The organism is Rhodoferax sp. TH121 (assembly GCF_002251855.1).
Lineage (GTDB): Bacteria > Pseudomonadota > Gammaproteobacteria > Burkholderiales > Burkholderiaceae_C > Allorhodoferax.
Genome location: NZ_NOXW01000020.1, coordinates 534,012 through 556,487 on the forward strand (window position 1 = coordinate 534,012; position 22,476 = coordinate 556,487).

The window sequence follows — 22,476 nt, forward strand, 5'->3', positions numbered from 1 at the left end:
TGACCTGAAGGACGACAACATGCAAGACATCCTCGAACAACTCGAAGCCAAGCGCGAGCTGGCCCGCATGGGCGGTGGGCAAAAGCGCATCGACGCACAGCATAAAAAAGGCAAGCTCACCGCACGCGAGCGCCTAGAAGTGCTGCTGGACGAAGGCACGTTTGAAGAGTGGGACATGTTTGTCGAACACCGTTGCGTGGACTTCGGTATGGACGAGCAAAAGATCCCCGGTGACGGCGTGGTTACCGGCTACGGAATGATCAACGGCCGCCTGGTGTTCGTGTTCAGCCAGGACTTCACGGTCTTCGGTGGTGCGTTGTCCGAGGCGCATGCCGAGAAGATTTGCAAGGTCATGGACCAGGCCATGAAAGTGGGTGCTCCGGTCATCGGCCTGAACGATTCGGGCGGTGCCCGTATTCAGGAAGGCGTGGCGTCGTTGGGAGGCTATGCCGACGTGTTCCAGCGCAATGTGATGGCCAGCGGCGTGATCCCGCAGATCAGCATGATCATGGGGCCCTCGGCTGGCGGCGCGGTGTACAGCCCGGCCATGACTGATTTCATCTTCATGGTGAAGGACAGCTCCTACATGTTCGTCACTGGCCCCGAAGTGGTGAAGACCGTCACGCACGAAGAAGTGACTGCCGAAGAGCTGGGCGGCGCACTCACCCACACCACCAAGAGCGGCGTGGCCGACCTGGCGTTTGAGAACGATGTGGAAGCGCTGCTGATGCTGCGCCGCCTCTACAACTACCTGCCGCTCTCCAACCGCGAGAAGGCCCCGGTGCGCAAGAGCGGCGACCCTATCGACCGCAAGGACCTGAGCCTGGACACCCTGGTGCCCGACAACCCCAACAAGCCCTACGACATGAAGGAGCTGATCGTCAAAACCGTGGACGATGGCGACTTCTTCGAGATCCAGCCCGAGTACGCCAAGAACATCATCATCGGCTTCGCGCGCATGGATGGACAGACCATCGGCATCGTGGCCAACCAGCCGCTGGTGTTGGCAGGCTGTCTGGATATCAAGAGCTCCATCAAGGCCGCGCGCTTTGTGCGCTTCTGCGATGCGTTCAACATCCCGGTGGTCACGTTTGTGGACGTGCCCGGCTTCATGCCCGGTACCAGCCAAGAGTACGGTGGCATCATCAAGCACGGCGCCAAGTTGCTCTACGCGTATGCCGAATGCACGGTGCCCAAAATCACGGTGATCACCCGCAAGGCCTACGGCGGTGCGTACGATGTGATGGCCTCCAAGCACCTGCGCGGCGACGTGAACCTGGCTTGGCCCAATGCTGAGATCGCGGTGATGGGCGCCAAGGGTGCGGTGGAAATCATCTTCCGCGAAGACAAAGGGGACCCAGCCAAGCTGGCGGCCAAAGAGGCCGAATACAAAGCCCGCTTTGCCAACCCCTTTGTGGCCGGTGCGCGCGGCTTTATCGACGATGTGATCCTGCCGCACGAAACCCGCAAACGCATTTGCCGCTCGCTGGTCATGCTCAAGGACAAAAAGCTGGAGAACCCGTGGCGCAAGCACGGGAACATTCCGCTGTGAGGCTACCCGTCGCTATGAAACGTCTCACTTCACTTGCTATCGCTGGGTGGGCAGGCATTTGCATATCCACGGCAGCCGCTGCTGCACCGGTTGTGCAAACCGTCGCCGCGGACTTGCCGGCTGCTTTGCGAGGCGCCAAGGTGACCGTGGTGCATTTTTGGAGCCCCGACCCGCGCTGCGGCTATTGCGTGAACGACGATCAGGCTTTTGATGCCTTGGCGCAAACCTACGGCCCCGAGGTCGTGTTTCGACGTGTGCAGTGGACGCCCTGGCGCAGCTTCCCGAAGATTGATTTGGATATCCGCCTGCAGGGCGTTCCCAATCTGTATGTCTTTAACGGCAGCCAGGCGGTTGCTGTTCTGGCGCGGCAGATCAAGAACGAGGCCGGTTGGGTGAAGTCCCATATCGACCGCGCGCTCGCGGGCAAGCACTTGCCACTGTTTGGTTCTCCTCCGCCAGCCACAGCGGGGCCGCATGCTGTGCCCCCCGGGGAGCCCACCGCAGGCGAACTGCAAGTGGCACAGCAATTGGTAACAGGGCTGGTGTTGAGTGAAGGTGTACGCCAGTGCACAGACCTGAATGCCAGCTCGGCCACAGGCCTTGCATCCGCTATGCGGCAGTGGCGCAAACGCGGCTTGGTGCCTGCTGATAGCGATGCACCGATGTTGGTGCCCAAATTCGGTGTGGCGGCTGTGCAGCAAATGCTGGTCGAGGCGCACCGCCAACTGGCAGGGGCGCTAACGCTGAACAATGCCACCCAAGCCGGCTGCCAAGAACTTCAGACGTGGCTGTTGAAAAGCTAACCCTACGTGCCACTGAAATTCTCCCAATCAGATATTCCATCAAGGAGTCCCCGATGTTCACCAAAATCCTGATCGCCAACCGTGGCGAAATTGCCTGCCGCGTGATTGCTACTGCCAAGAAAATGGGTATCAAGACGGTTGCCGTCTATTCGGACGCCGACAAAGAAGCCCGTCATGTGGCGCTGGCGGACGAGGCCGTCCACATCGGCCCTGCACCCAGCCGCGAAAGCTATCTGCAGGCTGAAAAAATCATTGCCGCTTGCAAACAAACCGGCGCACAAGCCGTGCACCCTGGCTACGGCTTCCTGAGCGAGAACGAAGCGTTTGCCAAGCGTTGTGAAGACGAGGGCATTGCCTTCATCGGCCCCAAGGCACATTCCATTGCCGCCATGGGCGACAAGATTGCCTCCAAGAAGCTGGCCAACGAGGCCAAGGTCAACACCATTCCCGGCTACAACGATGCCATCAGCGGCCCGGAGCAGGCGGTGGAAATCGCCAAGGGCATTGGCTACCCCGTGATGATCAAGGCCTCGGCTGGCGGCGGCGGCAAGGGCTTGCGCGTGGCCTTCAACGACAAAGAGGCGTTTGAAGGCTTTGCAAGCTGCCAGAACGAAGCCCGCAACAGCTTTGGCGACGACCGCATCTTCATCGAGAAGTTTGTGCAGGAGCCGCGCCACATCGAGATCCAGGTGCTGGGCGACAGCCACGGCAACGTGATCTATTTGAACGAGCGCGAGTGCTCTATCCAGCGCCGCCACCAAAAGGTGATTGAAGAAGCGCCCAGCCCCTTCATCTCTGATGCCACCCGCAAGGCGATGGGCGAGCAGGCGGTGCAACTGGCCAAGGCGGTGAAGTACCAATCTGCGGGTACGGTGGAGTTTGTGGTCGGCAAGGACCAAGACTTTTACTTCCTGGAGATGAACACCCGCTTGCAGGTGGAGCACCCGGTCACGGAGTGCATTACCGGCCTGGATCTGGTGGAGCTGATGATTCGCGTGGCTGCTGGCGAAAAGCTGCCTTTGAGCCAAGCCGACGTGAAGCGTGACGGCTGGGCGATTGAGTGCCGCATCAACGCGGAAGACCCGTTCCGCAACTTCTTGCCGTCTACTGGCCGCTTGGTGCGTTTTGCGCCGCCTGAGCAGACCATGTGGCAGGGCGACACCGCGCACCTGCAAGGCGTGCGCGTGGACACCGGCGTGCAGGACGGCGGCGAGATCCCCATGTTCTACGACTCGATGATTGCCAAACTCATCGTGCACGGCAAAGACCGCAATGATGCGATTGCCAAGATGCGTGAAGCCCTTAACGGCTTTGTGATCCGCGGTGTTTCCAGCAACATCCCGTTCCAGGCCGCGCTGCTGGCCCACCCCAAGTTTGTGAGCGGCGATTTCAACACCGGCTTTATTGCTGAGAACTACGGCAAGGGCTTCTTTGCCGAAGACGTGCCGCATGACGACGCAGCCTTCTTGACCGCGCTGGCGGCCTTTGTGCGCCGCAAGTCGCGCGAGCGCGCAGCTGGCATGTCCGGCCAATTGCCCGGCTACGCCGTGGACGCAGGCAAAGACTATGTGGTGGTCACGCTGGATGCTGCTGGCAACAACAGCTACACCGCAGTGCACGTGGACGAGTTCGAGGGTGAAACCGGCTCTGCGCGAGTAGCGGTGGGTGCGAGCAGCTATGTTATTCGTAGCAAATCCCGCTTGAATGACATTGCCATCACCGGCACGGTGAACGGCAAAGCCTTCACCGCCCAGGTGGAGCGCGGCACCCCCAAGAACCCGCTGGCCCTGCGCGTGCAGCACAATGGCACCCGTATCGATGCGTTGGTCATGTCCCCCCGCATGGCTGATCTGCATAAGCTCATGCCCCACAAGGCACCGCCTGACATGAGCCGCTACGTGCTCTCGCCCATGCCCGGCTTGCTGGTCGATGTGGCAGTGGTGCCCGGCCAGAAGGTGCAGGCCGGTGAGCGCGTGGCCGTGATCGAAGCCATGAAGATGGAGAACGTGCTGTTTGCGGCTGCTGATGGTGTGGTGGGCAAGGTGCTGGCCAGCAAAGGAGAAAGTCTCTCCGTGGACCAAGCCATCGTGGAGTTTGTATGACCGGTTCTGCAGCGAAACGCCCTTTCAAGGTCTTGGGTATCCAGCAGATCGCCATTGGCGGCCCAGACAAAAAGCGCCTGCAAACCCTGTGGGTGGACATGCTGGGCTTGGAGGTCACGGGTACTTTCCAAAGCGAGAAAGAAAACGTGGACGAGGACATCTGCGCCATGGGCTCCGGCCCGTACAAGGTGGAAGTCGACCTCATGCAGCCTATGGACCCCGACAAGAAGCCCGCAGTGCACACCACACCCTTGAACCATGTGGGCTTGTGGATCGACAACCTACCGGTCGCGGTGGAGTGGCTCACTGCCAAGGGGGTGCGCTTTGCGCCCGGCGGCATCCGCAAGGGAGCGGCGGGTTACGACATCACCTTTTTGCACCCCAAGAGCAACGAAGAATTTCCGATTGCCGGGGAGGGTGTGTTGATCGAATTGGTGCAGGCGCCTCCCGAAGTGATCGCCGCTTTGGGCTGAAGCGCCGGTATGGCACTGATGCTTGAGGGGAAACACGGGGGGCAATGCCCCCCATTTTTCTGTCATTTGTGGGTGGAAAAGCGATAAAGTCAAAGTAGTTGAAGAATTTCCAAGGAACGCCCGCTATGAGCTTTGTGAAGTTTCTGTACCCCGGCATGTGGGTCATGCGCAAGATGCGCTTCGGTTCCAAATTGGCCATCGTGTTTCTGGTGGCACTGGTTCCCCTTTTCTTCATCGTCGAACAGCTTATAGCCCGTACGGTGAGTGATATGCGAATTACCCGTGCAGAGGTAATGGGCGTGGAAGTGGTGGAGCAGACCACGGATGTGATCCGGAACGTGCAGGCCCACCGGGGGCAAACCAACATGGTCCTTCTGGGCAATGCTGCAGCTACAGGGGCCCGCGACCAGATCCGCAGCAAACTCGCTGATGAAGTCACTGAACTTAAGCGACTGGTGGATAGCAAGGACGGCATTGAGGCGCCGCCCGAGTGGAAAGAGCTCAGCGGGCGCCTGGACACCTTGGTCAAGGAACTGGACGGCAAAGACGCTCCTCAAGCCTTCGGTTTCCACACAGCGCTGGTGGAAGATCTGACCCGCTTTGTGTACGGTGTGGCCGACAAGTCCGGCCTCTTGTACGACCCGGATCCCCAGACCTATTTGCTGATGGATATGTCGGTCTCACGGCTGATTTCTTTGCGTGAGCAAATTGGGCGTTTGCGGGGTACTGGTGCCGGCTTTTTGAGCAGGCCCGAGATGAATGACGATGCTGTCGGCAGGGTGAGCTTGTTGGCGAATGCCTTGAGTGCATGGTCCAAAGACGTTGCTTACTCTCAGCAAATCCTTGCCCGTGTGGGTTTCAAAGACGCTAGCGGCGACGAGGCGCAGGCAGCAGTGGCCAAATTCGTTGCGCTGTCCAAGGATCGCTTCAAGGCCGGAGCTCCTAGCGGCGACTCAGAAGGCTACTTTGCGTCCGGCACGCAAGCGATTGACGCGATTGGCCAGTACCACAAGGCAGTCAACCAGACCATGGTGTCCTTGCTGAAGGAGCGGGAAAAATCATTGAACCGAGGCCTTTATCTGCTGATAGTGGGGAGTGTGGTTGCCACTGTTCTCTTGATTTATCTGATGCTGTCTTTCAATATCAGTTTCCTCTCAGATCTGCGCCAGGTGCTGCGCTTTATGGAGGAGACCGCAGCAGGCAATTTGCGCCACAAGGTGCAGATTCGCGGCAAGGATGAGCTGTCTGACATGTCGCATGCCATGGACGTGATGGTCAACAACATCTCTGTCATGGTGGCCAGTGTGCGCAGCAACTCGGCCTTGGTGGCCAATTCGGGCGACGTCCTGGTAACGGGCAACGAGGCTTTGTCGGGCCGTACCGAGCAGCAGGCCGCCAACCTGGAAGAAACCTCTGCCAGTGTGCAGGAGCTTTCGTCCACGGTGCAAGACAACGCCAACACCGCGCAGAAGTCAGACCAGGCAGCTCAGGTGTTGCGTGGCGTTGCGGAGCAGGGGGCTCAGGGAATGGTGGAAGCGATCGCCTCCGTGGAGGCGATTGAAGCCAGCACCAAACGCATGGACGAAATCGTGGGTGTGATTGACGGACTGGCTTTCCAGACCAACATCCTGGCGTTGAATGCGGCGGTGGAGGCTGCACGGGCCGGAGAGTCCGGCCGTGGTTTTGCCGTGGTGGCGACCGAGGTGCGCTCGCTGGCCCAGCGGTCTGCCGCATCCGCCAAGGAGATCCGCCAGCTCATTGGTGCCTCAAGCGCCCAGGTCGCCAGCGGGGTGGCGCAGATTCGCGCCGCCGGTACCAACATCACGCGCATCGTGGATGGCGTGCGTGATGTGGCGGCCAATATGTCGCACATCTCGGCGTCCAGCGCCGAACAGAGTAACAGTCTGGCCGAAATCACCACAGCGATTCGTCAGCTCGACGAGATTACCCAGCAGAACGCTGCCATGGTGGAGCAAGCCGTGAGCCAGGCCACGGCCCTACAGGAGCGGGCCAGTGTGCTGTCGGATGCCGTGTCAGTGTTCAAGCTGCAGCAGGGCTCGGCCGATGAGGCCCGCGCCCTGGTGGAGCGTGCCTTGTCCATGCGCCGTAGCGCGGGCAGCCGGGATGCGTTTGTACGCGAGGTCACGCCCAAGGAAAGCGGTTTGTTTGACCGGGACATGTACGTGTTTGTGTTGGACCGCAGCGGCCAGTACTTGGCGTTTGGCGGCAACCCGGCCAAGGTCGGCACCCGCGTGCAGGACGTAGCCGGCATTGACGGCAATGCGCTGATGGCTTCCATCATTGGCCAAGCCTCGGTGTCACCGGGCTGGGTGGAGTACGACATCGTCAACCCGCTTAATGGCAAGGTACAAACTAAGATGTCCTACGTGGTGCAGGTGGACGACGTGTTCGTCGGCTGCGGGGTCTACAAAAACCTGATGGCTTCGTTGTAGCCGTACGCCAACACCTGGCTGTCCCGGCTTAGTTGGCACCGCCGGGTTTGGCCCGGGCGCGGGCGCGGGCCAGTGCGGCTTCAATCACTGCGCGTTTTTTGTCCAGCACCGCCGGGTCGGTGTGCTGGGAGTGGGCGGGCAGGTCCGCCAGTTTCATTTCCGCTTTGGCTTGCAGGCGCAGCGCGTGTTCGGCGTCTTCGCGGGCCCGGCGCAGTTTGCGCGCGTCATACCGTGTGCGGGCCTCGTCCGCTTGGGTTTGGGGCCAGGCGCTCCAGCCAGTCCGGGTGCCACTCACGTTTTCCAGCAGGATGCAGTCCACCGGACACACCGGCAAGCACAGCGCGCAGCCGGTGCAGTGGGCCTCCAGCACGGTGTGCATGCGTTTGTTGCTGCCCATGATGGCATCGGTGGGGCAGGCGTCCAGACACAGGGTGCAACCGATGCACCAGTTTTCATCAATGAACGCCACGCTGCGCGGGGCTTCCAGACCAAAGGCTGGGTCCAGTGGCAATACTGGCTGGCCGGTGATGGCCGCCAGGCGCGCGATTCCCTCAGCCCCGCCCGGCGGACACTGGTTGATGCCCGCCTCGCCCTTGGCTATGGCTTGTGCATAGGCCGCGCAATCGGGGAAGCCGCAGCGCGTGCACTGCGTTTGGGGCAACGCGTCCAGCAGGCGCTGTACCAAAGGCGGTGCCGGCGTTTTGCCGGAGCTCACTGACTGGCGGTGCTGCGCTTGGTTGCTACCTTTTTAGGAGCTGTTCGCGCAGATTTTACGGGGGCTGCAGCCACTTTTTGTGCTGAATCTGAGGCTGACGCAGTCTTGCGGGGCGCCTTGGAGCCTGTGGTGGAGGCAGTGGAATAGGTCGTGCCGGGCAAAGCATGGGCTTGGATAAATGCCTTGACCTGCGGGTACACATGTTCGCGCCAGCGGCGGCCTGAAAAGATGCCATAGTGGCCGGCGCCCTTGGCTTCGAAGTGGCGTTGCTGGCTCTTGGGCACGCCACTGCAGATCTCATGCACGGCTTCGGTCTGGCCGGCGCCCGAAATATCGTCCAATTCGCCTTCCACCGACATGAGGGCCGTGGTCTTGATGTCAGCGGGTTTCACGCGCTCCAGCTTGCCCGCAGGGCTACGCACATCCCAGGTGCCATTGACCAGCGCAAAGTCCTGGAACACCACCTTGATGGTTTCCAGGTAGTAGTCCGCGTCCATGTCCAGCACAGCGTTGTACTCGTCGTAAAACTTGCGGTGGGCCTCGGTGCTGGCGTCGTCGCCCTTGATCAGGTCCTGGAAGTAGTCGTAATGGCTTTTGGCGTGGTGGTCGGGGTTCATGGCCACAAAGCCGGTGTGCTGCAAAAAGCCGGGGTAGACGCGACGACCCGCTCCGGGGAAGTTGCTGGGGACGCGGTAGATCACGTTGTTCTCGAACCAGCTGTGGCTCTTGTTCATGGCCAGGTTGTTTACCGCGGTGGGCGATTTGCGGGCGTCAATGGGGCCGCCCATCATGGTCATGGTCAATGGCGTCGTTTCGCCGCGGCTGGCCATCAGGGACACGGCCGCCAGTACCGGCACTGTGGGCTGACACACGCTCATCACATGGCAGTTGCCATACACGCCCTGCACGTGGCGGATGAATTCCTGCACATAGTTCACGTAGTCGTCGAGGTGGAATTCCCCATCCTCCAGGGGCACCAGGCGGGCGTTTTTCCAATCGGTGATGTAGACCTTGTGGTCCTTGAGCATGGTTTTTACGGTGTCACGCAGCAGCGTGGCGTAGTGGCCGGACAGGGGCGCAACGATCAGCACCACGGGCTGGCCTTTGATTTTTGACAATGTGGCCGGGTCGTCGGTAAAGCGCTTGAAACGGCGCAGCTCGCAAAACGGCTTGGTAATTTCCACGCGCTCGTGGATGGCCACGTCGACACCGTCCACATCAATGGTGCGTAGGCCGAATTCTGGCTTTTCGTAGTCTTTGCCCAGTCGGTGCATCAGGTCGTAACCGGCCGACAGGCGCTGGGCGAAGGGATTCTGTCCGGCCAGTGACAAGGGGTTGCTGTAGAGCTTGGCGGCAGCCAGGGCCAGATCAGAAAACGGCTCCATCAAAGAGCGTTGGGTTTCATACAGCTGGTACAGCATGGGAGGACCTCAGGAGAATGTTGCGGTGCAATATAACAGCAATGGACTTAATAGCGGTTGCCGGATCTGACAATGGCCCGCACGGCATTGCGACTGTGGGCGCCGAAATTCCCCATCAGCTCGTTTACCAGGCCCTGCAAGCGTGCGCGTCGCGTCGGGTCTTGGGCCAGCAGGTCTGGCAATAGCCGCATGGTCGCATCTTGCGGCTGCAAGTCAATCAGGGCTTCTGCCACCCACTCGGGCGGCAGTGTTTCCAGCAGCGTGCGCTGGGCGTTGTCAGCCAGCGCAGCACTTTGGGCGGCGACCACAGTTCGCAGGTAGCGGTCATTCCATTCGGGGTAGCTTGTGTCTTTGTCCTGGGTTTGCAGGGCTTTGGTACTTGGGGTCAGCAGCTGGGTTTGGAGTGCGTCCAGTAGCAGGCGCTGGTTGGTGATGGCGCGAATGCGTGCGGTGCGCGGGCCGGGCAGGCCCATGCGGGCGAGGGCGTTGTAGGCCACCAGGGTGGCACTGGATTCCCCTGGAGCGAGCCGCGTATGGTAGGGCTGTGTCAGGCTCTGCAGGTAGTGCAGGGCAAGCCCGGCAAAGCGCCAGCCCCAGTAGTCGTGGCCGGTGCGCAACGCGAGAGCGGACAGGCTGGCGTATTGATAGTAACGGGCTTGCACCAGGGAGCGCTTGGCCCAAGGTGCCACGCTGTAGAGCATGCGGTCTTCAAAGAAGAAGCCCATGCCAAAAGGGGTTTGAGAGGCGGCCGCCGAGCCTGGGTTGCCAAATGGCTGGGGCCCCAGCCCCCACTGTTTGCCCCAACCGGTGGGGCTGTCTTCCCACAAAAAGGTATCCAAGCCGTAGTCAGGTTCATCGGTTGCCGTGGCCAGCACCGCCAGCGGGCTCACCAGTTCCCCGGCTCTGAGGGGGATAAAACGCTTGTGGGCGTGGATGCTGCCATGCTGTGCCGGGACGCTGCTGACATCGGTGAGTCCCAGTGTGGCGTTCCCAGTGGCAGACGCATCGCCATTTTTGGCATCGGGCTCCAGGAAGAGCGCGAACTTGCTGTTGGGGGCAACACGCAGGGCTGCAAGAAAGGCCTGTCGGCGGGCTTCATCGCTGCGCTGCGGGCTGGCCACAAAGGCTTGTGCATCGGGCAGGGCCGGGTATTGCTCCACGGTGGCCATGGCCCAAGCTTCCTGGCTGGCCAGCAAGGCTTCCAGGGTTTTTTCCTGGGCGCGCAAAAAGCTGTCCAAGGTCTCCACGGCAGCCCGTGGCGCCTGGCTGAGCTCGGGCAGGGCTTCGAGCGCACGGTAGCTGGCCTGGGCGTGGTTGCCACCGGCCCAGGCTGGCAGGCCGACCACACACCAAGCCAGTGTCAGGCAAAAGGTGCGCAGCCGGTTAAAGCGCTGTTTGCTATGCATTGAATAGCTGCTTACGCATATTCCATGCGGACTTGCAGCATATTTCGTGTCAATTAGATGACCTTGGCGATGGCCGCGCAGACGTAGTCGATGTTTTTGCTGTTGAGCGCAGCCACGCACATGCGGCCGGTGTCGGTGCCGTACACGCCGAATTCAGAGCGCAGGCGCACCATCTGGTCCTTGGACAGGCCAGAGTAGCTAAACATGCCAATTTGTGTGGTGATAAAGGACATGTCCTTGCTCACGCCGGCAGCCTTCAGGCCGTCAACCAGCTTCTGGCGCATGGCCTTGATACGCACACGCATTTCGCCCAGTTCCTGCTCCCATTGGGCGCGCAGCTCAGGGTTGTTCAGCACTGCAGCCACGATGGCGCCGCCGTGGGTGGGCGGGTTGGAGTAGTTGGTGCGGATGGCGATCTTGAGTTGCGACAGCACGCGATCGGTTTCTTCCTTGCTGCTGCCGACCACACTCAAGGCACCCACGCGCTCGCCGTACAGGCTGAAGCTCTTGGAGAAGCTGGTGGATACGAAGATGTTGAGGCCAGCTGCGACGAACTTGGCGATCACGGCGCCGTCTTCCGCAATACCGTAGCCGAAGCCTTGGTAGGCCATGTCGAGGAAGGCGGTCAGCTTGCGGGCCTTGACCGCAGCAATCACCTGGTCCCACTGGGCGGCGGTGATGTCGTAACCGGTGGGGTTGTGGCAGCAGGCGTGCAGCAGCACGATGGTGCCTTCTGCGGCACCGTTCAGCTTGGCCAGCATGCCGTCAAAGTTGATGCCGCCCAGACCGCCGTTGGCGCTTTGGTCGAAGTAGGGGTAGGTGTCGACCGCAAAGCCTGCGTTGGTGAACAGGGCGCGGTGGTTTTCCCAGCTGGGGTCCGAGATCAGTACGGTGGCGTTGGGGCTGACTTTTTTCAGGAAGTCGGCTCCGATTTTCAGGCCGCCGGTGCCGCCAATCGCCTGGACGGTGGCTACGCGGCCACTTTTGACAACGTCAGAGTCGCTTCCAAACACCAGTCCTTTGACGGCGGCGTCGTATGCGGCAATGCCGTCAATAGGCAGGTAGCCACGGGCGGTGGGCTTGTCCATTATGGTCTTTTCTGCAGCCTGCACACATTGCAGCAGGGGCAACTTGCCGTTGTCGTCGAAGTACACGCCCACGCCCAAGTTCACCTTGTTGGGGTTGGTGTCTGCGTTGAATTGTTCGTTCAGGCCCAGGATAGGGTCGCGGGGAGCCATTTCGACGGCGGAGAAAAGAGACATGAAGAAGTCCTGTGATTGGAATGTCGGGGGAACCCGCCACGCTGCCTGCGATGCGGGTAATCCCTATTTTACCGGGCACTGCGCTGGTGCCTTTAGCAGGTGCTCAACGCACCAGGCCATCTGCCAGGGCACGTGTCAGATCTGCGGCAGGCACCGGTTGGCACTGGGAGGCGTTTTGGCCGCTCCACAGCGGGGTGAAATCGGTTCGGCCCAGGCTCTCGGCGCGGGCCCGCAATGGGGCTATGGCACTGGCGGCTAGTGGAAACGCGGGCGCCGTCGGGCTTAACGTCCCCAGCTCCCGCATCAGCCGGTTCATGATGCCGCGCGCCGGGCGGCCGGTGAAGAGGTTGGTGAGGGCGGTTTGACGCGCATCTGCGCTCTGCAGCACCGCGCGATGCAGTGCGGAGGTGGTGGCTTCGGGGCAGCACATATAAGCGGTGCCAATCTGCACGGCTGATGCGCCCACGGCCATGGCCGCTGCCACGCCTTGTACATCGGCGATGCCGCCGGCAGCGATCACCGGAACGCGGACCGCTCGCACGATTTGCGGTACCAGAACCATGGTCCCCACTTGGGTAGTCAAATCGTCACTGAGAAAAATGCCGCGGTGGCCGCCGGCCTCCAAGCCCTGGGCAATGATGGCATCTGCCCCGTGAGCCTGTAGCCACAGGGCTTCTTCGACCGTGGTGGCGGATGCCAACACCAGGCTGCCCCAGCTTTTCACACGCGTCAGCAGTGCGTCGGGAGGCAAGCCGAAGTGGAAGCTCATCACGGCAGGCTTGAAGGCCTCCACCACGTCGGCTACGGCTTCGCTGAAAGGTGCACGCCCCGGGCCCGGAACAATGTCGGCGAGCGACAGGCCCAATTCTTCGTAGAAAGGTGACAAGGCCTGTTGCCAGCCTGCTTCGCACTGCGGATCTGGCTGGGGCGGTGTGTGGCAGAAGAAGTTGACGTTGTAGGGCTTGTGGGTCAGCGCCGTGAGTTGCGTGAGTTCGTTGCGCAACGCCTCCAGGCTCAGCATGGCAGCAGGAATGGAGCCCAGGCCGCCGGCATTGCATACGGCGGCGGCCAGCGCATGGCCTTGTACGCCGGCCATCGGAGCCTGAATCAGGGGGAAGGTAGAGCCCAGAAACGAGGGGTTTGGCATGGTCCGGTCCTTTTGGTGCGCGGTCTAGTCTACAGTTCTACTTTTGCCCCTTTGAGCGCGCCGCCATGCCTTCGCCCCAACCTACCCCTGCAGTGACCGATGATGCCTTGGAGGTGCGCACGGGCACTTTTGTACGTTACCCGGATTCGCCGTATGAGCTGTACCAGCCTTACCCCCCGGCGGGCGACCAACCCGAGGCAATTGACCAGCTCGTAGAGGGGGTGACGGACGGGGAGGTGTTTCAGACTTTGTTGGGCGTGACTGGCTCCGGCAAGACCTACACAATGGCCAACGTAATTGCGCGTTTGGGGCGTCCTGCCATCGTGTTTGCACCCAATAAAACGCTGGCAGCCCAGCTGTACAGCGAGTTTCGGGAGTTCTTTCCCAAGAATGCGGTCGAGTATTTCGTCAGTTACTACGACTACTACCAGCCCGAAGCCTATGTGCCGCAACGCGACCTGTTTATCGAAAAAGACAGTGCGATCAACGAGCACATCGAGCAGATGCGCCTCTCGTGCACCAAGAGCTTGCTGGAGCGTCGGGATGTGGTCATCGTGGCCACGGTGTCGGCCATCTACGGTATTGGCAAGCCCGAAAGCTACCACCAGATGGTGATGACGCTGCGCACCGGCGACAAACTGGGTCAGCGCGACATGATTGCCCAACTGGTGCGCATGCAGTACCAGCGCAACGACATGGATTTCAGCCGTGGCGCGTTCCGGGTGCGCGGCGACACCATTGACATCTTCCCGGCAGAGCACAGCGAAATGGCGATTCGTGTGGAGCTGTTTGATGACGAAATCGAGAGCCTGCAGCTGTTTGATCCGCTGACCGGCCGCATCCGCCAGAAAATCCCACGGTTTACGGTCTACCCCAGCAGCCACTATGTGACACCGCGGGACCAGGTGCTGGCCGCGGTGGAGAGTATCAAGACTGAGCTGTCTGACCGGCTTAAGGAATTGGTAGGCGCAGGTAAATTGGTCGAAGCCCAACGCCTCGAGCAGCGTACACGCTTTGACCTGGAGATGCTGTCTGAGGTGGGGCATTGCAAGGGTATCGAGAACTACTCGCGCCATTTGAGCGGGGCGGCTCCCGGGGAGCCGCCCTCCACGCTGACGGACTACCTGCCCAAGGATGCGCTGATGTTTCTGGACGAGAGCCATGTGTTGATCGGCCAGTTCGGCGGCATGTACAACGGCGACCGTGCGCGCAAGACCACCTTGGTGGAGTATGGATTCCGCCTCCCCAGTGCACTTGACAACCGGCCACTCAAGTTCGAAGAGTTCGAAACCAAGATGCGCCAGGCGATCTTTGTGTCGGCCACTCCGGCGGATTGGGAAAAAGCGCATGCCGGTCAGGTGGTGGAGCAACTGGTGCGTCCCACTGGCCTGGTCGACCCCGAGGTGGAGGTGCGCCCGGCTGGCAGCCAAGTGGATGACGTGCTGCAGGAAATCCGCATTCGCGTGGAGAAGAACGAGCGCGTGTTGATCACTACGCTGACCAAGCGCATGGCGGAGCAGTTGACCGATTACCTGACCGACAACGGTGTCAAGGTGCGCTACCTGCACAGCGACGTGGACACGGTGGAGCGTGTGGAAATTCTGCGTGACCTGCGCCTCGGAACCTTTGATGTGCTGGTGGGTATCAACCTGTTGCGGGAGGGCCTAGACATTCCCGAGGTTTCGTTGGTAGCGATATTGGATGCGGACAAGGAAGGCTTTTTGCGCTCCGAGCGCTCATTGATCCAGACGATAGGCCGGGCTGCGCGCAATTTGGAGGGTAAAGCCATCCTGTATGCGGACAAGATCACGGACTCGATGGAGCGGGCGATTGGGGAGACGGAGCGGCGGCGCAAAAAGCAGATCGCCCATAACCTGGAGCGAGGCATTACCCCCAAGGCCATCGTCAAGAAAGTGCGCGACCTGATCGACGGCGTTTACAGTGAAAAGGCCGGCAAGGAAGCCGAGCGCCTGGAGCGCGATGCCCAGCAGCGGGCGCAGGTAGAAGACATGAGCGAGAAGGATATTTCCCGGGAGATCAAGCGGCTGGAGAAGCTCATGATGGAGCACGCCAAAAACCTGGAGTTCGAGAAGGCCGCCCGTGTACGGGACCAATTGCACATCCTCAAGGAGCAGGCTTTTGGTGCGCCGGGTGCTGACAATGTTGTTGCCTTGTAAAGTTGATTAAATCTATCGGATAAATAGACTGATCAGTCTGCTTACCCGAGCAAATCAAAGGGGTGTGTGCTATACTTGAGTCCGTTAGTCAACAACCCCCCCGACTGAAGGAGCAAGCGATGCGTCTCACCACCAAAGGCCGTTTTGCGGTCACCGCGATGATCGATTTGGGCCTGCGTCAAAGCTCGGGTCCTGTCACATTGGCCGCCATCAGCCAGCGCCAACAAATCTCCTTGTCCTATCTAGAGCAGTTATTTGGCAAGCTGCGTCGCCATGAGTTAGTGGAGTCCACCCGCGGCCCAGGGGGCGGGTATACCCTGGCCCGTAAAGCCAGCGACATCACTGTGGCGGAAATCATTGTCTCGGTGGACGAGCCCATTGATGCCACGCAGTGTGGTGGCAAGGAAAATTGCCTGGGCGAGGGTAATCGCTGCATGACCCACGATTTGTGGGCGTCTCTGAACACCCGCATGGTGGAGTTTCTGGATTCCGTGACGCTGCAGAAGCTGGTCGATGACCAGTTGGCCAAAGGGCTGCAAGTGGAAGACAAGCCCACCATCAAGCGCGCCATTTCTGCCATGCCAGTGGTCAAGCCCATTCGCGTGAACGCTCCCAACTCGGTGTTTGCCCTTGGCAACACGTTTGCCAAGTCCTGATCCCAATTCGTCTTATTTTTTGCCAGTACCGAGCCAGCCATGGATACCACCCCCCACTTCCCGATTTACATGGATTACAGCGCCACCAACCCTTGCGATGAGCGGGTGGTGGATGCCATGGTGCCCTGGTTGCGCAATCACTTTGGCAACCCGGCCTCGCGCAGTCACGCGTGGGGCTGGGAAGCCGAAGCGGCGGTAGAGAAAGCCCGCGAGCAGGTCGCTGCACTGATTGGCGCTGATCCACGCGAAATTGTCTGGACATCCGGTGCTACCGAGTCCAACAACTTGGCTTTGAAAGGCGCAGCCCATTTTTACCAGTCCAAGGGCAAGCACATCATCACGGTCAAGACTGAGCACAAAGCAGTGCTCGACACCTGTCGTGAGCTGGAACGCCAGGGTTTCGAGGTCACCTACCTTGATGTGCAAGACGACGGCTTGGTGGACCTAGAGGCATTCAAGGCTGCGATACGCCCTGACACCATCCTGGCCAGCGTGATGTTCGTCAATAACGAAATTGGCGTGATCCAAGACATCGCTGCCATCGGCGCGATCTGCCGTGAAAAGGGTGTGATCTTCCATGTGGATGCTGCGCAGGCCACTGGCCGTGTGGACATCGATATGGCTTCGCTGCCGGTTGACTTGATGAGCCTGACTTCGCACAAGACCTATGGTCCCAAGGGCATTGGTGCCTTGTTTGTGCGCCGCAAGCCACGTATTCGTCTGGAGGCGCAAATGCACGGTGGCGGCCACGAGCGTGGTATGCGCAGCGGCACGCTGCCCACGCACCAGATCGTGGGCATGGGTGAGGCGTACCGCATTGCCAAAGAAGAAATGCACGCGGAAAACGTGCGAATCAAAGCGCTGCATGACCGCATGCTGGCTGGCTTGAAAGATGTGGAGCAGGTGTTCATCAACGGCCACGAATCCAAGCGTGTGCCCCACAACCTGAACATGAGCTTCAACTATGTGGAAGGTGAGTCGCTGATCATGGGTATCAAGGGCTTGGCCGTGTCGTCTGGCTCTGCCTGCACCTCAGCCTCGCTAGAACCCAGCTATGTCTTGCGCGCCCTGGGCCGCAGCGATGAGCTGGCCCACAGCAGCTTGCGCATGACGATTGGCCGCTGGACCACTGAAGCCGATATTGATTACGCCGTGGACACCATCAAGAAGAACGTGGCCAAGCTGCGCGACTTGAGCCCCCTGTGGGACATGTACAAAGAAGGCATTGATATCAGCACCATCCAATGGGCTGCGCACTAAGAGTTATCGGAGAAACAACATGGCATATTCAGACAAAGTCGTTGATCACTACGAAAACCCCCGCAATGTCGGCAGCTTTGAAAAAGGTGACGACAGCGTAGGTACCGGTATGGTGGGTGCGCCTGCCTGCGGTGACGTGATGAAGCTACAAATCAAGGTGAACCCGCAAACTGGTGTTATTGAAGACGCACGCTTCAAGACCTATGGCTGCGGTTCTGCCATCGCATCCAGCTCTCTGGTCACCGAATGGGTCAAAGGCAAGACGCTGGACGAAGCGGCTGCGCTGAAGAACAGCCAGATCGCTGAAGAGTTGGCCCTGCCGCCCGTGAAGATTCACTGCTCCATCCTGGCAGAAGACGCCATCAAGGCGGCCGTGGACGACTACAAGAAAAAACACCTCAACTGATATGTCTGTCACCCTGACCGAAGCTGCAGCACGGCACGTCACCCGCTACCTGACCAAGCGCGGCAAGGGTGTTGGCGTTCGTCTGGGCGTCAAGACCACTGGCTGCTCCGGCTTGGCCTACCAACTGGAGTATGTGGACGAGTTGTCCCCGGAAGACATTGTGTTTGAGGGCCATGGCGTCAAAGTGTTGGTCGACCCCAAGAGCCTGGCTTACATAGACGGTACGCAACTGGACTTTGTGCGTGAAGGGTTGAATGAAGGCTTTCGCTTCAACAACCCTAATGAGCGCGACAAGTGTGGTTGCGGTGAGTCCTTCCGGGTGTGAACCTGCAGGCGGATGATTTCGAACTCTTTGGTCTGACAAAGCAGTTCGCCCAGCAACGCGCGGAACTCGACGCCCGCTGGAAGGCGCTGCAGCGCGAAGCCCACCCGGACAAGTTTGCTGCCCAAGGCGCTGCCGCTCAGCGTGTTGCCATGCAATGGTCGGTGCGCATCAACGAGGCCTACCAGCGCCTCAAGGACCCGCTCAAGCGCGCAGCGTATCTGTGCGAGCTTGCCGGTGCGCCCGTCAACGCGCATAGCAATACCGCCATGCCAGCAGCATTTTTGATGCAACAGATGGAATGGCGTGAGACACTGGACGATGCAGACGCCTTGCCGGCTCTGGAGTCACTGCGTCTGGAGGTGGAAGCCTCACGCCAACAACTGCTGCAACAATGCGAATCCTTGCTGGACCAGCAACACGATGCGGCGGCGGCCGTGGGTCCTGTACGGGCCCTGATGTTTATCGAAAAATTCACCCAAGACCTGCACCAGCGCTTAGACCAATTTGAATAATTACCACCATGGCGCTTCTACAAATTTCTGAGCCTGGGCAGTCGCCCAACCCGCATGAGCGTCGCATCGCCGTGGGGATCGATCTGGGGACCACGCACTCATTGGTGGCGGCAGTGCGCAACGGGTCTGCCGAGTGTTTGCCCGATGCCGATGGCAAGGTCATCTTGCCCAGTGTGGTGCGCTATGTGGATGCACAACGTCGCCAGATTGGCCATGCCGCGCTGGAGCACCAGGCCAGTGATCCCGCCAACACGATTGCCTCGGTCAAACGCCTGATGGGCCGCGGCAAAAAAGACATTGCGCATCCCGAGAAGCTGCCTTACACGCTTCTGGATACCCCGGGCATGGTCAAGGTGCGTACGGTTGCGGGCGAGAAAAGTCCAGTCGAGGTCAGTGCCGAGATATTGGCGACCCTGCGCTTTCGTGCGGAAGATACTTTTAATGATGACATCTACGGTGCCGTGGTCACCGTGCCGGCGTATTTTGATGACGCACAGCGCCAGGCCACCAAAGATGCTGCGCAGCTGGCCGGCCTGAATGTGCTGCGCTTGATCAACGAGCCCACTGCCGCCGCTATTGCCTATGGCTTGGACAATGCATCGGAAGGTGTTTACGCCGTGTACGACCTCGGTGGCGGGACCTTTGATATTTCCATCCTGCGTCTGTCGGCCGGGGTGTTCGAAGTTCTGGCAACCGGGGGCGATTCGGCGTTGGGTGGGGACGACTACGACCGGGCCCTGGCGGATTGGCTCATCCAAGAGGCCGGCTTGCGTGCCGATACGCCAGAAGACCAGGCCTTGCTGATGGCCGAGGCCCGCAGGGCGAAAGAGGCATTGTCCGCGGTAGACAGCGTGAAGGTCGATATTGACCTGTCGAGCGGCGCTCTGGGTGTGTTGCTGCACCGTGACCAGTTTGAACAGCAGACTGCGCCACTGACCGCCCGCACCTTGCAGGCAGTGCGCAAGGCGCTGCGTGATGCAGGCCTCCAGAAAGAGGACATTCAGGGGGTGGTCATGGTGGGAGGCTCCACCCGCATGCCACAGGTCCGCCGTTTGGTCGGTGAGTTCTTTGGCCAGGAGCCTTTGACGAACCTGAACCCGGACGAGGTGGTTGCACTCGGAGCTTCCATCCAGGCTAACCAGCTGGCCGGCAATAACCCTTCAGGCGATTTGCTGTTGCTCGATGTCATCCCCCTATCCCTGGGTATCGAAACCATGGGGGGCTTGGTGGAGCGTATCGTGCCGCGCAACCAGACGATTCCGACGGCCATGGCCCAGGACTTCACGACCTACAAGGATGGTCAGACTGCTCTGGCACTGCATGTGGTGCAGGGCGAGCGTGATCTGGTGGCGGACTGCCGCAGCCTGGCGCGTTTTGAGTTGCGCGGTATTCCACCGATGGCGGCCGGTGCAGCGCGCATTCGTGTCGCTTTCACGGTGGATGCTGACGGCCTTTTGAACGTGTCGGCCAGGGAGCAGGTGAGTGGCGTCGAGGCGCGTATCGACGTGAAGCCCTCGTATGGTTTGAGCGATGACCAGATTGCGCAGATGCTCAAAGAGAGTTTCACCACGGCAGAGTCCGACATGCGCGCCCGTGCACTGGTGGAAGCACGGGTCGATGCGGACCGCTTGCTGCTGGCGACCCAAAGTGCGTTGGCGATAGATGGCGATTTGCTGGGAGAGTCGGAGCGCGCTGTGGTGGATGCCGCCATGCGGGCATTGGACGCGGCACGTGCCAGCGAAGATGCCGCGTTTGTCGAAGCCGAATCCAAAGCCCTGGCCCAAGCCACGGAAGCGTTTGCCGCTTTGCGCATGAACCGCGGGATCGCGCAGGCGCTGGCAGGCAAAAACATTGAAACCCTCTGAATCTGCGCGGAAAGAATCCCTATGCCAATCATCAAAATCTTGCCGCACGCCGAGTACTGCCCCCAGGGCGCTGAAGTCTCCGCGCCTGCAGGGACCTCCATTTGCGAAGCTTTGCTGGAAAACGGCATCAAGATCGAACACGCATGTGACATGAGCTGCGCCTGCACCACCTGCCATGTGGTGGTGCGCGAAGGCTTTGCCTCCCTTAATGAACTGGAAGAGACTGAAGAGGACTTGCTGGACCGGGCTTGGGGTCTGCAGCCTCAGTCCCGCCTGAGCTGCCAAGCATTTTTGGCCCAAAAGGATTTGGTGGTAGAGATTCCCAAGTACTCACTCAACCACGCTAAAGAAAACCACTGAAGATAAATACACGCAAGCCATGACGCGTCAAATTTTTCTGGACACAGAAACCACGGGTTTCCATGCCAACCACCCGGACAATCCAGACCGCATGGTGGAAATTGGCTGTGTGGAGTTGGTGAACCGCAAGCTCACTGGCAACAACCTGCATTTCTACCTGAACCCAGGGCGGGACAGCGACGAAGGCGCGTTGCGTGTCCACGGTTTGACCACCCAGTTCTTGAGTGACAAACCGCGCTTCGAAGAGATAGCGCAGCAGTTGATGGACTACGTGGCCGATGCGGAGATCATCATCCACAACGCCCCCTTTGACTTGGGTTTTCTGGACATGGAGCTTGCGCGCGCGGGACACCGGCCATTCAAAGAGTACGTGGGCGGGGTGTTGGATACCTTGGTGATGGCCAAGGAGATGTTCCCGGGTAAGCGCAATAGCCTGGATGCCCTGTGCAGCCGCCTGGACGTGGACAACTCGGGTCGTACCCTACACGGCGCTTTGCTGGATGCGGAGTTGTTGGCCGACGTTTACATCAACATGACGCGTGGGCAAGATGCCTTGTTGATGGAGAGTGCAGTGGAGGAGACGGCCGGTCCGGTGGTGGAGGGCGTGGATTTGCGCGGCATCGTGCTGCCAACATTGCACGCGAATCCACAAGAGCTGGCTGCCCATGACGAGGTTTTGGCCCAACTCGACAAATCGAGTGGCGGAAAAACGCTGTGGCGGCAAATGGGGTGAATTATTGGTATATAATCTGAGGCTTACCTGATAAGTATTCAGGGCGATTAGCTCAGGGGTAGAGCACTGCATTCACACTGCAGGGGTCGCAAGTTCGAAACTTGCATCGCCCACCAAACACAAAAGGCCAGCGCAGTGCGCTGGCCTTTTTCGTTGGGGATTTGCCCCTCTTAGTTGCCTGTGTTTTGTGTGAGGTAGTTCAGCACCAACTTGTCGTTTTGGCTGCAGCCCTGAAAGGCCAGGCCAGCAAAGAAATGCTCGTGTCCCGCAGGGCGGTTGTGGTGGCAAATCTTGCCGCGCAGTTGCAGATGAACGGGGCAACCGTCGACGGAGACATCCATGGCCAGGTCCACCAGTTCACCAATGGCTCCCAGGGGATCGGGGGTGCTGACCATGGCGCCGTCGGTGCTGATGTCTACCAAGTCCACCAAGCGGGCACTGACGTCTGCTGCTGCATTTGCCGGACGCGCTGTGGTGGGCCATGACACTTTGGTGCGCATGGATTGGCGTACCCGCCTGGCGTCTACCTGCGCCGGGTAGGCCAGCAAGGCATAGGCAAACGGCTTCTCAAACGTTTGCAGCACCTTGCTGAGGAAAGAAAACTCGTACTGCCCAGTGAAGCCGCGCACCACACAGACTTCGCCTTCTTCCATGCCGGTTTGGGTGGCATCGGCGCTTTGCGGGCCGACCATCACGCCTTTGCCCTCGATGGCACCAAAAAATTGCGCTTCTTTTTTGCTGGTGCCTTCCACCAGACGCCGTGTTTGTAGCGCCATGCCGGAACGCAGCCCTAGGGCTTTGAGCGGCATGCGAAGGATGGTGTCGGTCTCAGTGCTCATCGATGGTGC

At 60.0% G+C, this 22,476-nt stretch carries 20 protein-coding genes and 1 tRNA gene; 15 read left to right on the forward strand and 6 right to left on the reverse strand.

The window, feature by feature from the left end:
- The first annotated feature begins 19 nt into the window (after positions 1 to 19).
- From CHU94_RS08585 to CHU94_RS19500, 5 genes are all read left to right on the forward strand, one after another.
- Complete coding sequence (locus tag CHU94_RS08585) at positions 20 to 1,552, forward strand: acyl-CoA carboxylase subunit beta (RefSeq protein ID WP_094478735.1); 1,533 nt, start codon at positions 20 to 22, stop codon at positions 1,550 to 1,552.
- Between the two features lie 92 nt (positions 1,553 to 1,644).
- Positions 1,645 to 2,355 carry a thioredoxin family protein gene (locus CHU94_RS08590; RefSeq protein ID WP_094478737.1) on the forward strand — a complete coding sequence of 237 codons (711 nt, stop codon included), beginning with the start codon at positions 1,645 to 1,647 and terminating at the stop codon, positions 2,353 to 2,355.
- 53 nt (positions 2,356 to 2,408) lie between these two features.
- Positions 2,409 to 4,457, forward strand: a complete 2,049-nt coding sequence (locus tag CHU94_RS08595) for an acetyl/propionyl/methylcrotonyl-CoA carboxylase subunit alpha (protein ID WP_094478739.1) — start codon at positions 2,409 to 2,411, stop codon at positions 4,455 to 4,457.
- Positions 4,454 to 4,930 carry a VOC family protein gene (locus CHU94_RS08600; protein ID WP_094478741.1) on the forward strand — a complete coding sequence of 159 codons (477 nt, stop codon included), beginning with the start codon at positions 4,454 to 4,456 and terminating at the stop codon, positions 4,928 to 4,930. The genes CHU94_RS08595 and CHU94_RS08600 overlap by 4 nt, the downstream gene beginning before the upstream one ends.
- A 125-nt stretch (positions 4,931 to 5,055) precedes the next feature.
- Entirely contained in the window at positions 5,056 to 7,383 is a 2,328-nt protein-coding gene (locus tag CHU94_RS19500) for a methyl-accepting chemotaxis protein (RefSeq protein ID WP_255033886.1), read from the forward strand.
- Positions 7,384 to 7,411: 28 nt separating this feature from the next.
- Here CHU94_RS19500 and rsxB read toward each other — a convergent pair whose 3' ends face one another.
- From rsxB to CHU94_RS08630, 5 genes are all read right to left on the reverse strand, one after another.
- Positions 7,412 to 8,098 (reverse strand): electron transport complex subunit RsxB, encoded by a 687-nt coding sequence (rsxB, locus tag CHU94_RS08610; protein WP_094478743.1) that lies wholly within the window; start codon positions 8,096 to 8,098, stop codon positions 7,412 to 7,414.
- The gene (locus CHU94_RS08615) at positions 8,095 to 9,519 is read right to left on the reverse strand and encodes a polyhydroxyalkanoate depolymerase (protein ID WP_094478745.1); all 1,425 of its coding nucleotides are present in this window, start codon (positions 9,517 to 9,519) and stop codon (positions 8,095 to 8,097) included. Before CHU94_RS08615 ends, rsxB begins: the two co-directional genes overlap by 4 nt.
- Before the next feature lie 47 nt (positions 9,520 to 9,566).
- Positions 9,567 to 10,925: a hypothetical protein gene (locus CHU94_RS08620; RefSeq protein ID WP_094478747.1), complete on the reverse strand. Its 1,359-nt coding sequence runs from the start codon at positions 10,923 to 10,925 to the stop codon at positions 9,567 to 9,569.
- 53 nt (positions 10,926 to 10,978) lie between these two features.
- Positions 10,979 to 12,187 carry an amino acid aminotransferase gene (locus CHU94_RS08625; protein ID WP_094478749.1) on the reverse strand — a complete coding sequence of 403 codons (1,209 nt, stop codon included), beginning with the start codon at positions 12,185 to 12,187 and terminating at the stop codon, positions 10,979 to 10,981.
- Positions 12,188 to 12,290: 103 nt separating this feature from the next.
- Complete coding sequence (locus CHU94_RS08630; RefSeq protein ID WP_094478751.1) at positions 12,291 to 13,334, reverse strand: nitronate monooxygenase family protein; 1,044 nt, start codon at positions 13,332 to 13,334, stop codon at positions 12,291 to 12,293.
- A gap of 65 nt (positions 13,335 to 13,399) precedes the next feature.
- Here CHU94_RS08630 and uvrB point away from each other — a divergent pair, with 65 nt between their 5' ends.
- From uvrB to CHU94_RS08680, 10 genes are all read left to right on the forward strand, one after another.
- Positions 13,400 to 15,511, forward strand: coding sequence for an excinuclease ABC subunit UvrB (uvrB, locus tag CHU94_RS08635; protein WP_255033887.1), 2,112 nt, complete (start codon positions 13,400 to 13,402; stop codon positions 15,509 to 15,511).
- A gap of 119 nt (positions 15,512 to 15,630) precedes the next feature.
- A complete protein-coding gene (gene iscR / locus CHU94_RS08640) occupies positions 15,631 to 16,167 on the forward strand; it encodes a Fe-S cluster assembly transcriptional regulator IscR (RefSeq protein WP_094478753.1) in 537 nt (178 codons plus the stop codon).
- A gap of 39 nt (positions 16,168 to 16,206) precedes the next feature.
- On the forward strand, positions 16,207 to 17,427 hold the full coding sequence (locus CHU94_RS08645) for an IscS subfamily cysteine desulfurase (RefSeq protein WP_094478755.1): 1,221 nt from the start codon (positions 16,207 to 16,209) through the stop codon (positions 17,425 to 17,427).
- A gap of 19 nt (positions 17,428 to 17,446) precedes the next feature.
- Positions 17,447 to 17,833 carry a Fe-S cluster assembly scaffold IscU gene (gene iscU, locus CHU94_RS08650; protein ID WP_094478757.1) on the forward strand — a complete coding sequence of 129 codons (387 nt, stop codon included), beginning with the start codon at positions 17,447 to 17,449 and terminating at the stop codon, positions 17,831 to 17,833.
- A 1-nt stretch (position 17,834) separates the two neighbouring features.
- A complete protein-coding gene (gene iscA, locus CHU94_RS08655) occupies positions 17,835 to 18,158 on the forward strand; it encodes an iron-sulfur cluster assembly protein IscA (protein WP_094478759.1) in 324 nt (107 codons plus the stop codon).
- On the forward strand, positions 18,155 to 18,670 hold the full coding sequence (hscB, locus tag CHU94_RS08660) for a Fe-S protein assembly co-chaperone HscB (RefSeq protein ID WP_094478761.1): 516 nt from the start codon (positions 18,155 to 18,157) through the stop codon (positions 18,668 to 18,670). Before iscA ends, hscB begins: the two co-directional genes overlap by 4 nt.
- Positions 18,671 to 18,678: 8 nt before the next feature.
- Positions 18,679 to 20,535 (forward strand): Fe-S protein assembly chaperone HscA, encoded by a 1,857-nt coding sequence (hscA, locus tag CHU94_RS08665; protein WP_094478763.1) that lies wholly within the window; start codon positions 18,679 to 18,681, stop codon positions 20,533 to 20,535.
- Positions 20,536 to 20,556: 21 nt separating this feature from the next.
- Positions 20,557 to 20,895, forward strand: a complete 339-nt coding sequence (gene fdx / locus CHU94_RS08670) for an ISC system 2Fe-2S type ferredoxin (RefSeq protein WP_094478765.1) — start codon at positions 20,557 to 20,559, stop codon at positions 20,893 to 20,895.
- A 19-nt stretch (positions 20,896 to 20,914) separates the two neighbouring features.
- Positions 20,915 to 21,628 (forward strand): DNA polymerase III subunit epsilon, encoded by a 714-nt coding sequence (gene dnaQ / locus CHU94_RS08675; RefSeq protein ID WP_094478767.1) that lies wholly within the window; start codon positions 20,915 to 20,917, stop codon positions 21,626 to 21,628.
- 41 nt (positions 21,629 to 21,669) lie between these two features.
- Positions 21,670 to 21,744: transfer RNA gene (locus tag CHU94_RS08680), tRNA-Val, on the forward strand.
- Between the two features lie 54 nt (positions 21,745 to 21,798).
- Here the strand turns inward: CHU94_RS08680 and CHU94_RS08685 are convergent.
- Entirely contained in the window at positions 21,799 to 22,467 is a 669-nt protein-coding gene (locus CHU94_RS08685; RefSeq protein ID WP_094478769.1) for a PilZ domain-containing protein, read from the reverse strand.
- Positions 22,468 to 22,476: the final 9 nt, after the last annotated feature.

What these genes read in the sequence shown, in the direction of transcription:
- CHU94_RS08585 (WP_094478735.1), top strand. Translation starts at nt 20, where the DNA reads ATGCAAGACATCCTCGAACAACTCGAAGCCAAGCGCGAGCTGGCCCGC.
- CHU94_RS08595 (WP_094478739.1), top strand. Translation starts at nt 2,409, where the DNA reads ATGTTCACCAAAATCCTGATCGCCAACCGTGGCGAAATTGCCTGCCGC.
- CHU94_RS08600 (WP_094478741.1), top strand. Translation starts at nt 4,454, where the DNA reads ATGACCGGTTCTGCAGCGAAACGCCCTTTCAAGGTCTTGGGTATCCAG.
- CHU94_RS19500 (WP_255033886.1), top strand. Translation starts at nt 5,056, where the DNA reads ATGAGCTTTGTGAAGTTTCTGTACCCCGGCATGTGGGTCATGCGCAAG.
- CHU94_RS08615 (WP_094478745.1), bottom strand. Translation starts at nt 9,519, where the DNA reads ATGCTGTACCAGCTGTATGAAACCCAACGCTCTTTGATGGAGCCGTTT.
- CHU94_RS08620 (WP_094478747.1), bottom strand. Translation starts at nt 10,925, where the DNA reads ATGCATAGCAAACAGCGCTTTAACCGGCTGCGCACCTTTTGCCTGACA.
- CHU94_RS08625 (WP_094478749.1), bottom strand. Translation starts at nt 12,187, where the DNA reads ATGTCTCTTTTCTCCGCCGTCGAAATGGCTCCCCGCGACCCTATCCTG.
- CHU94_RS08630 (WP_094478751.1), bottom strand. Translation starts at nt 13,334, where the DNA reads ATGCCAAACCCCTCGTTTCTGGGCTCTACCTTCCCCCTGATTCAGGCT.
- uvrB (WP_255033887.1), top strand. Translation starts at nt 13,400, where the DNA reads ATGCCTTCGCCCCAACCTACCCCTGCAGTGACCGATGATGCCTTGGAG.
- iscR (WP_094478753.1), top strand. Translation starts at nt 15,631, where the DNA reads ATGCGTCTCACCACCAAAGGCCGTTTTGCGGTCACCGCGATGATCGAT.
- CHU94_RS08645 (WP_094478755.1), top strand. Translation starts at nt 16,207, where the DNA reads ATGGATACCACCCCCCACTTCCCGATTTACATGGATTACAGCGCCACC.
- iscU (WP_094478757.1), top strand. Translation starts at nt 17,447, where the DNA reads ATGGCATATTCAGACAAAGTCGTTGATCACTACGAAAACCCCCGCAAT.
- iscA (WP_094478759.1), top strand. Translation starts at nt 17,835, where the DNA reads ATGTCTGTCACCCTGACCGAAGCTGCAGCACGGCACGTCACCCGCTAC.
- hscA (WP_094478763.1), top strand. Translation starts at nt 18,679, where the DNA reads ATGGCGCTTCTACAAATTTCTGAGCCTGGGCAGTCGCCCAACCCGCAT.
- fdx (WP_094478765.1), top strand. Translation starts at nt 20,557, where the DNA reads ATGCCAATCATCAAAATCTTGCCGCACGCCGAGTACTGCCCCCAGGGC.
- dnaQ (WP_094478767.1), top strand. Translation starts at nt 20,915, where the DNA reads ATGACGCGTCAAATTTTTCTGGACACAGAAACCACGGGTTTCCATGCC.
- CHU94_RS08685 (WP_094478769.1), bottom strand. Translation starts at nt 22,467, where the DNA reads ATGAGCACTGAGACCGACACCATCCTTCGCATGCCGCTCAAAGCCCTA.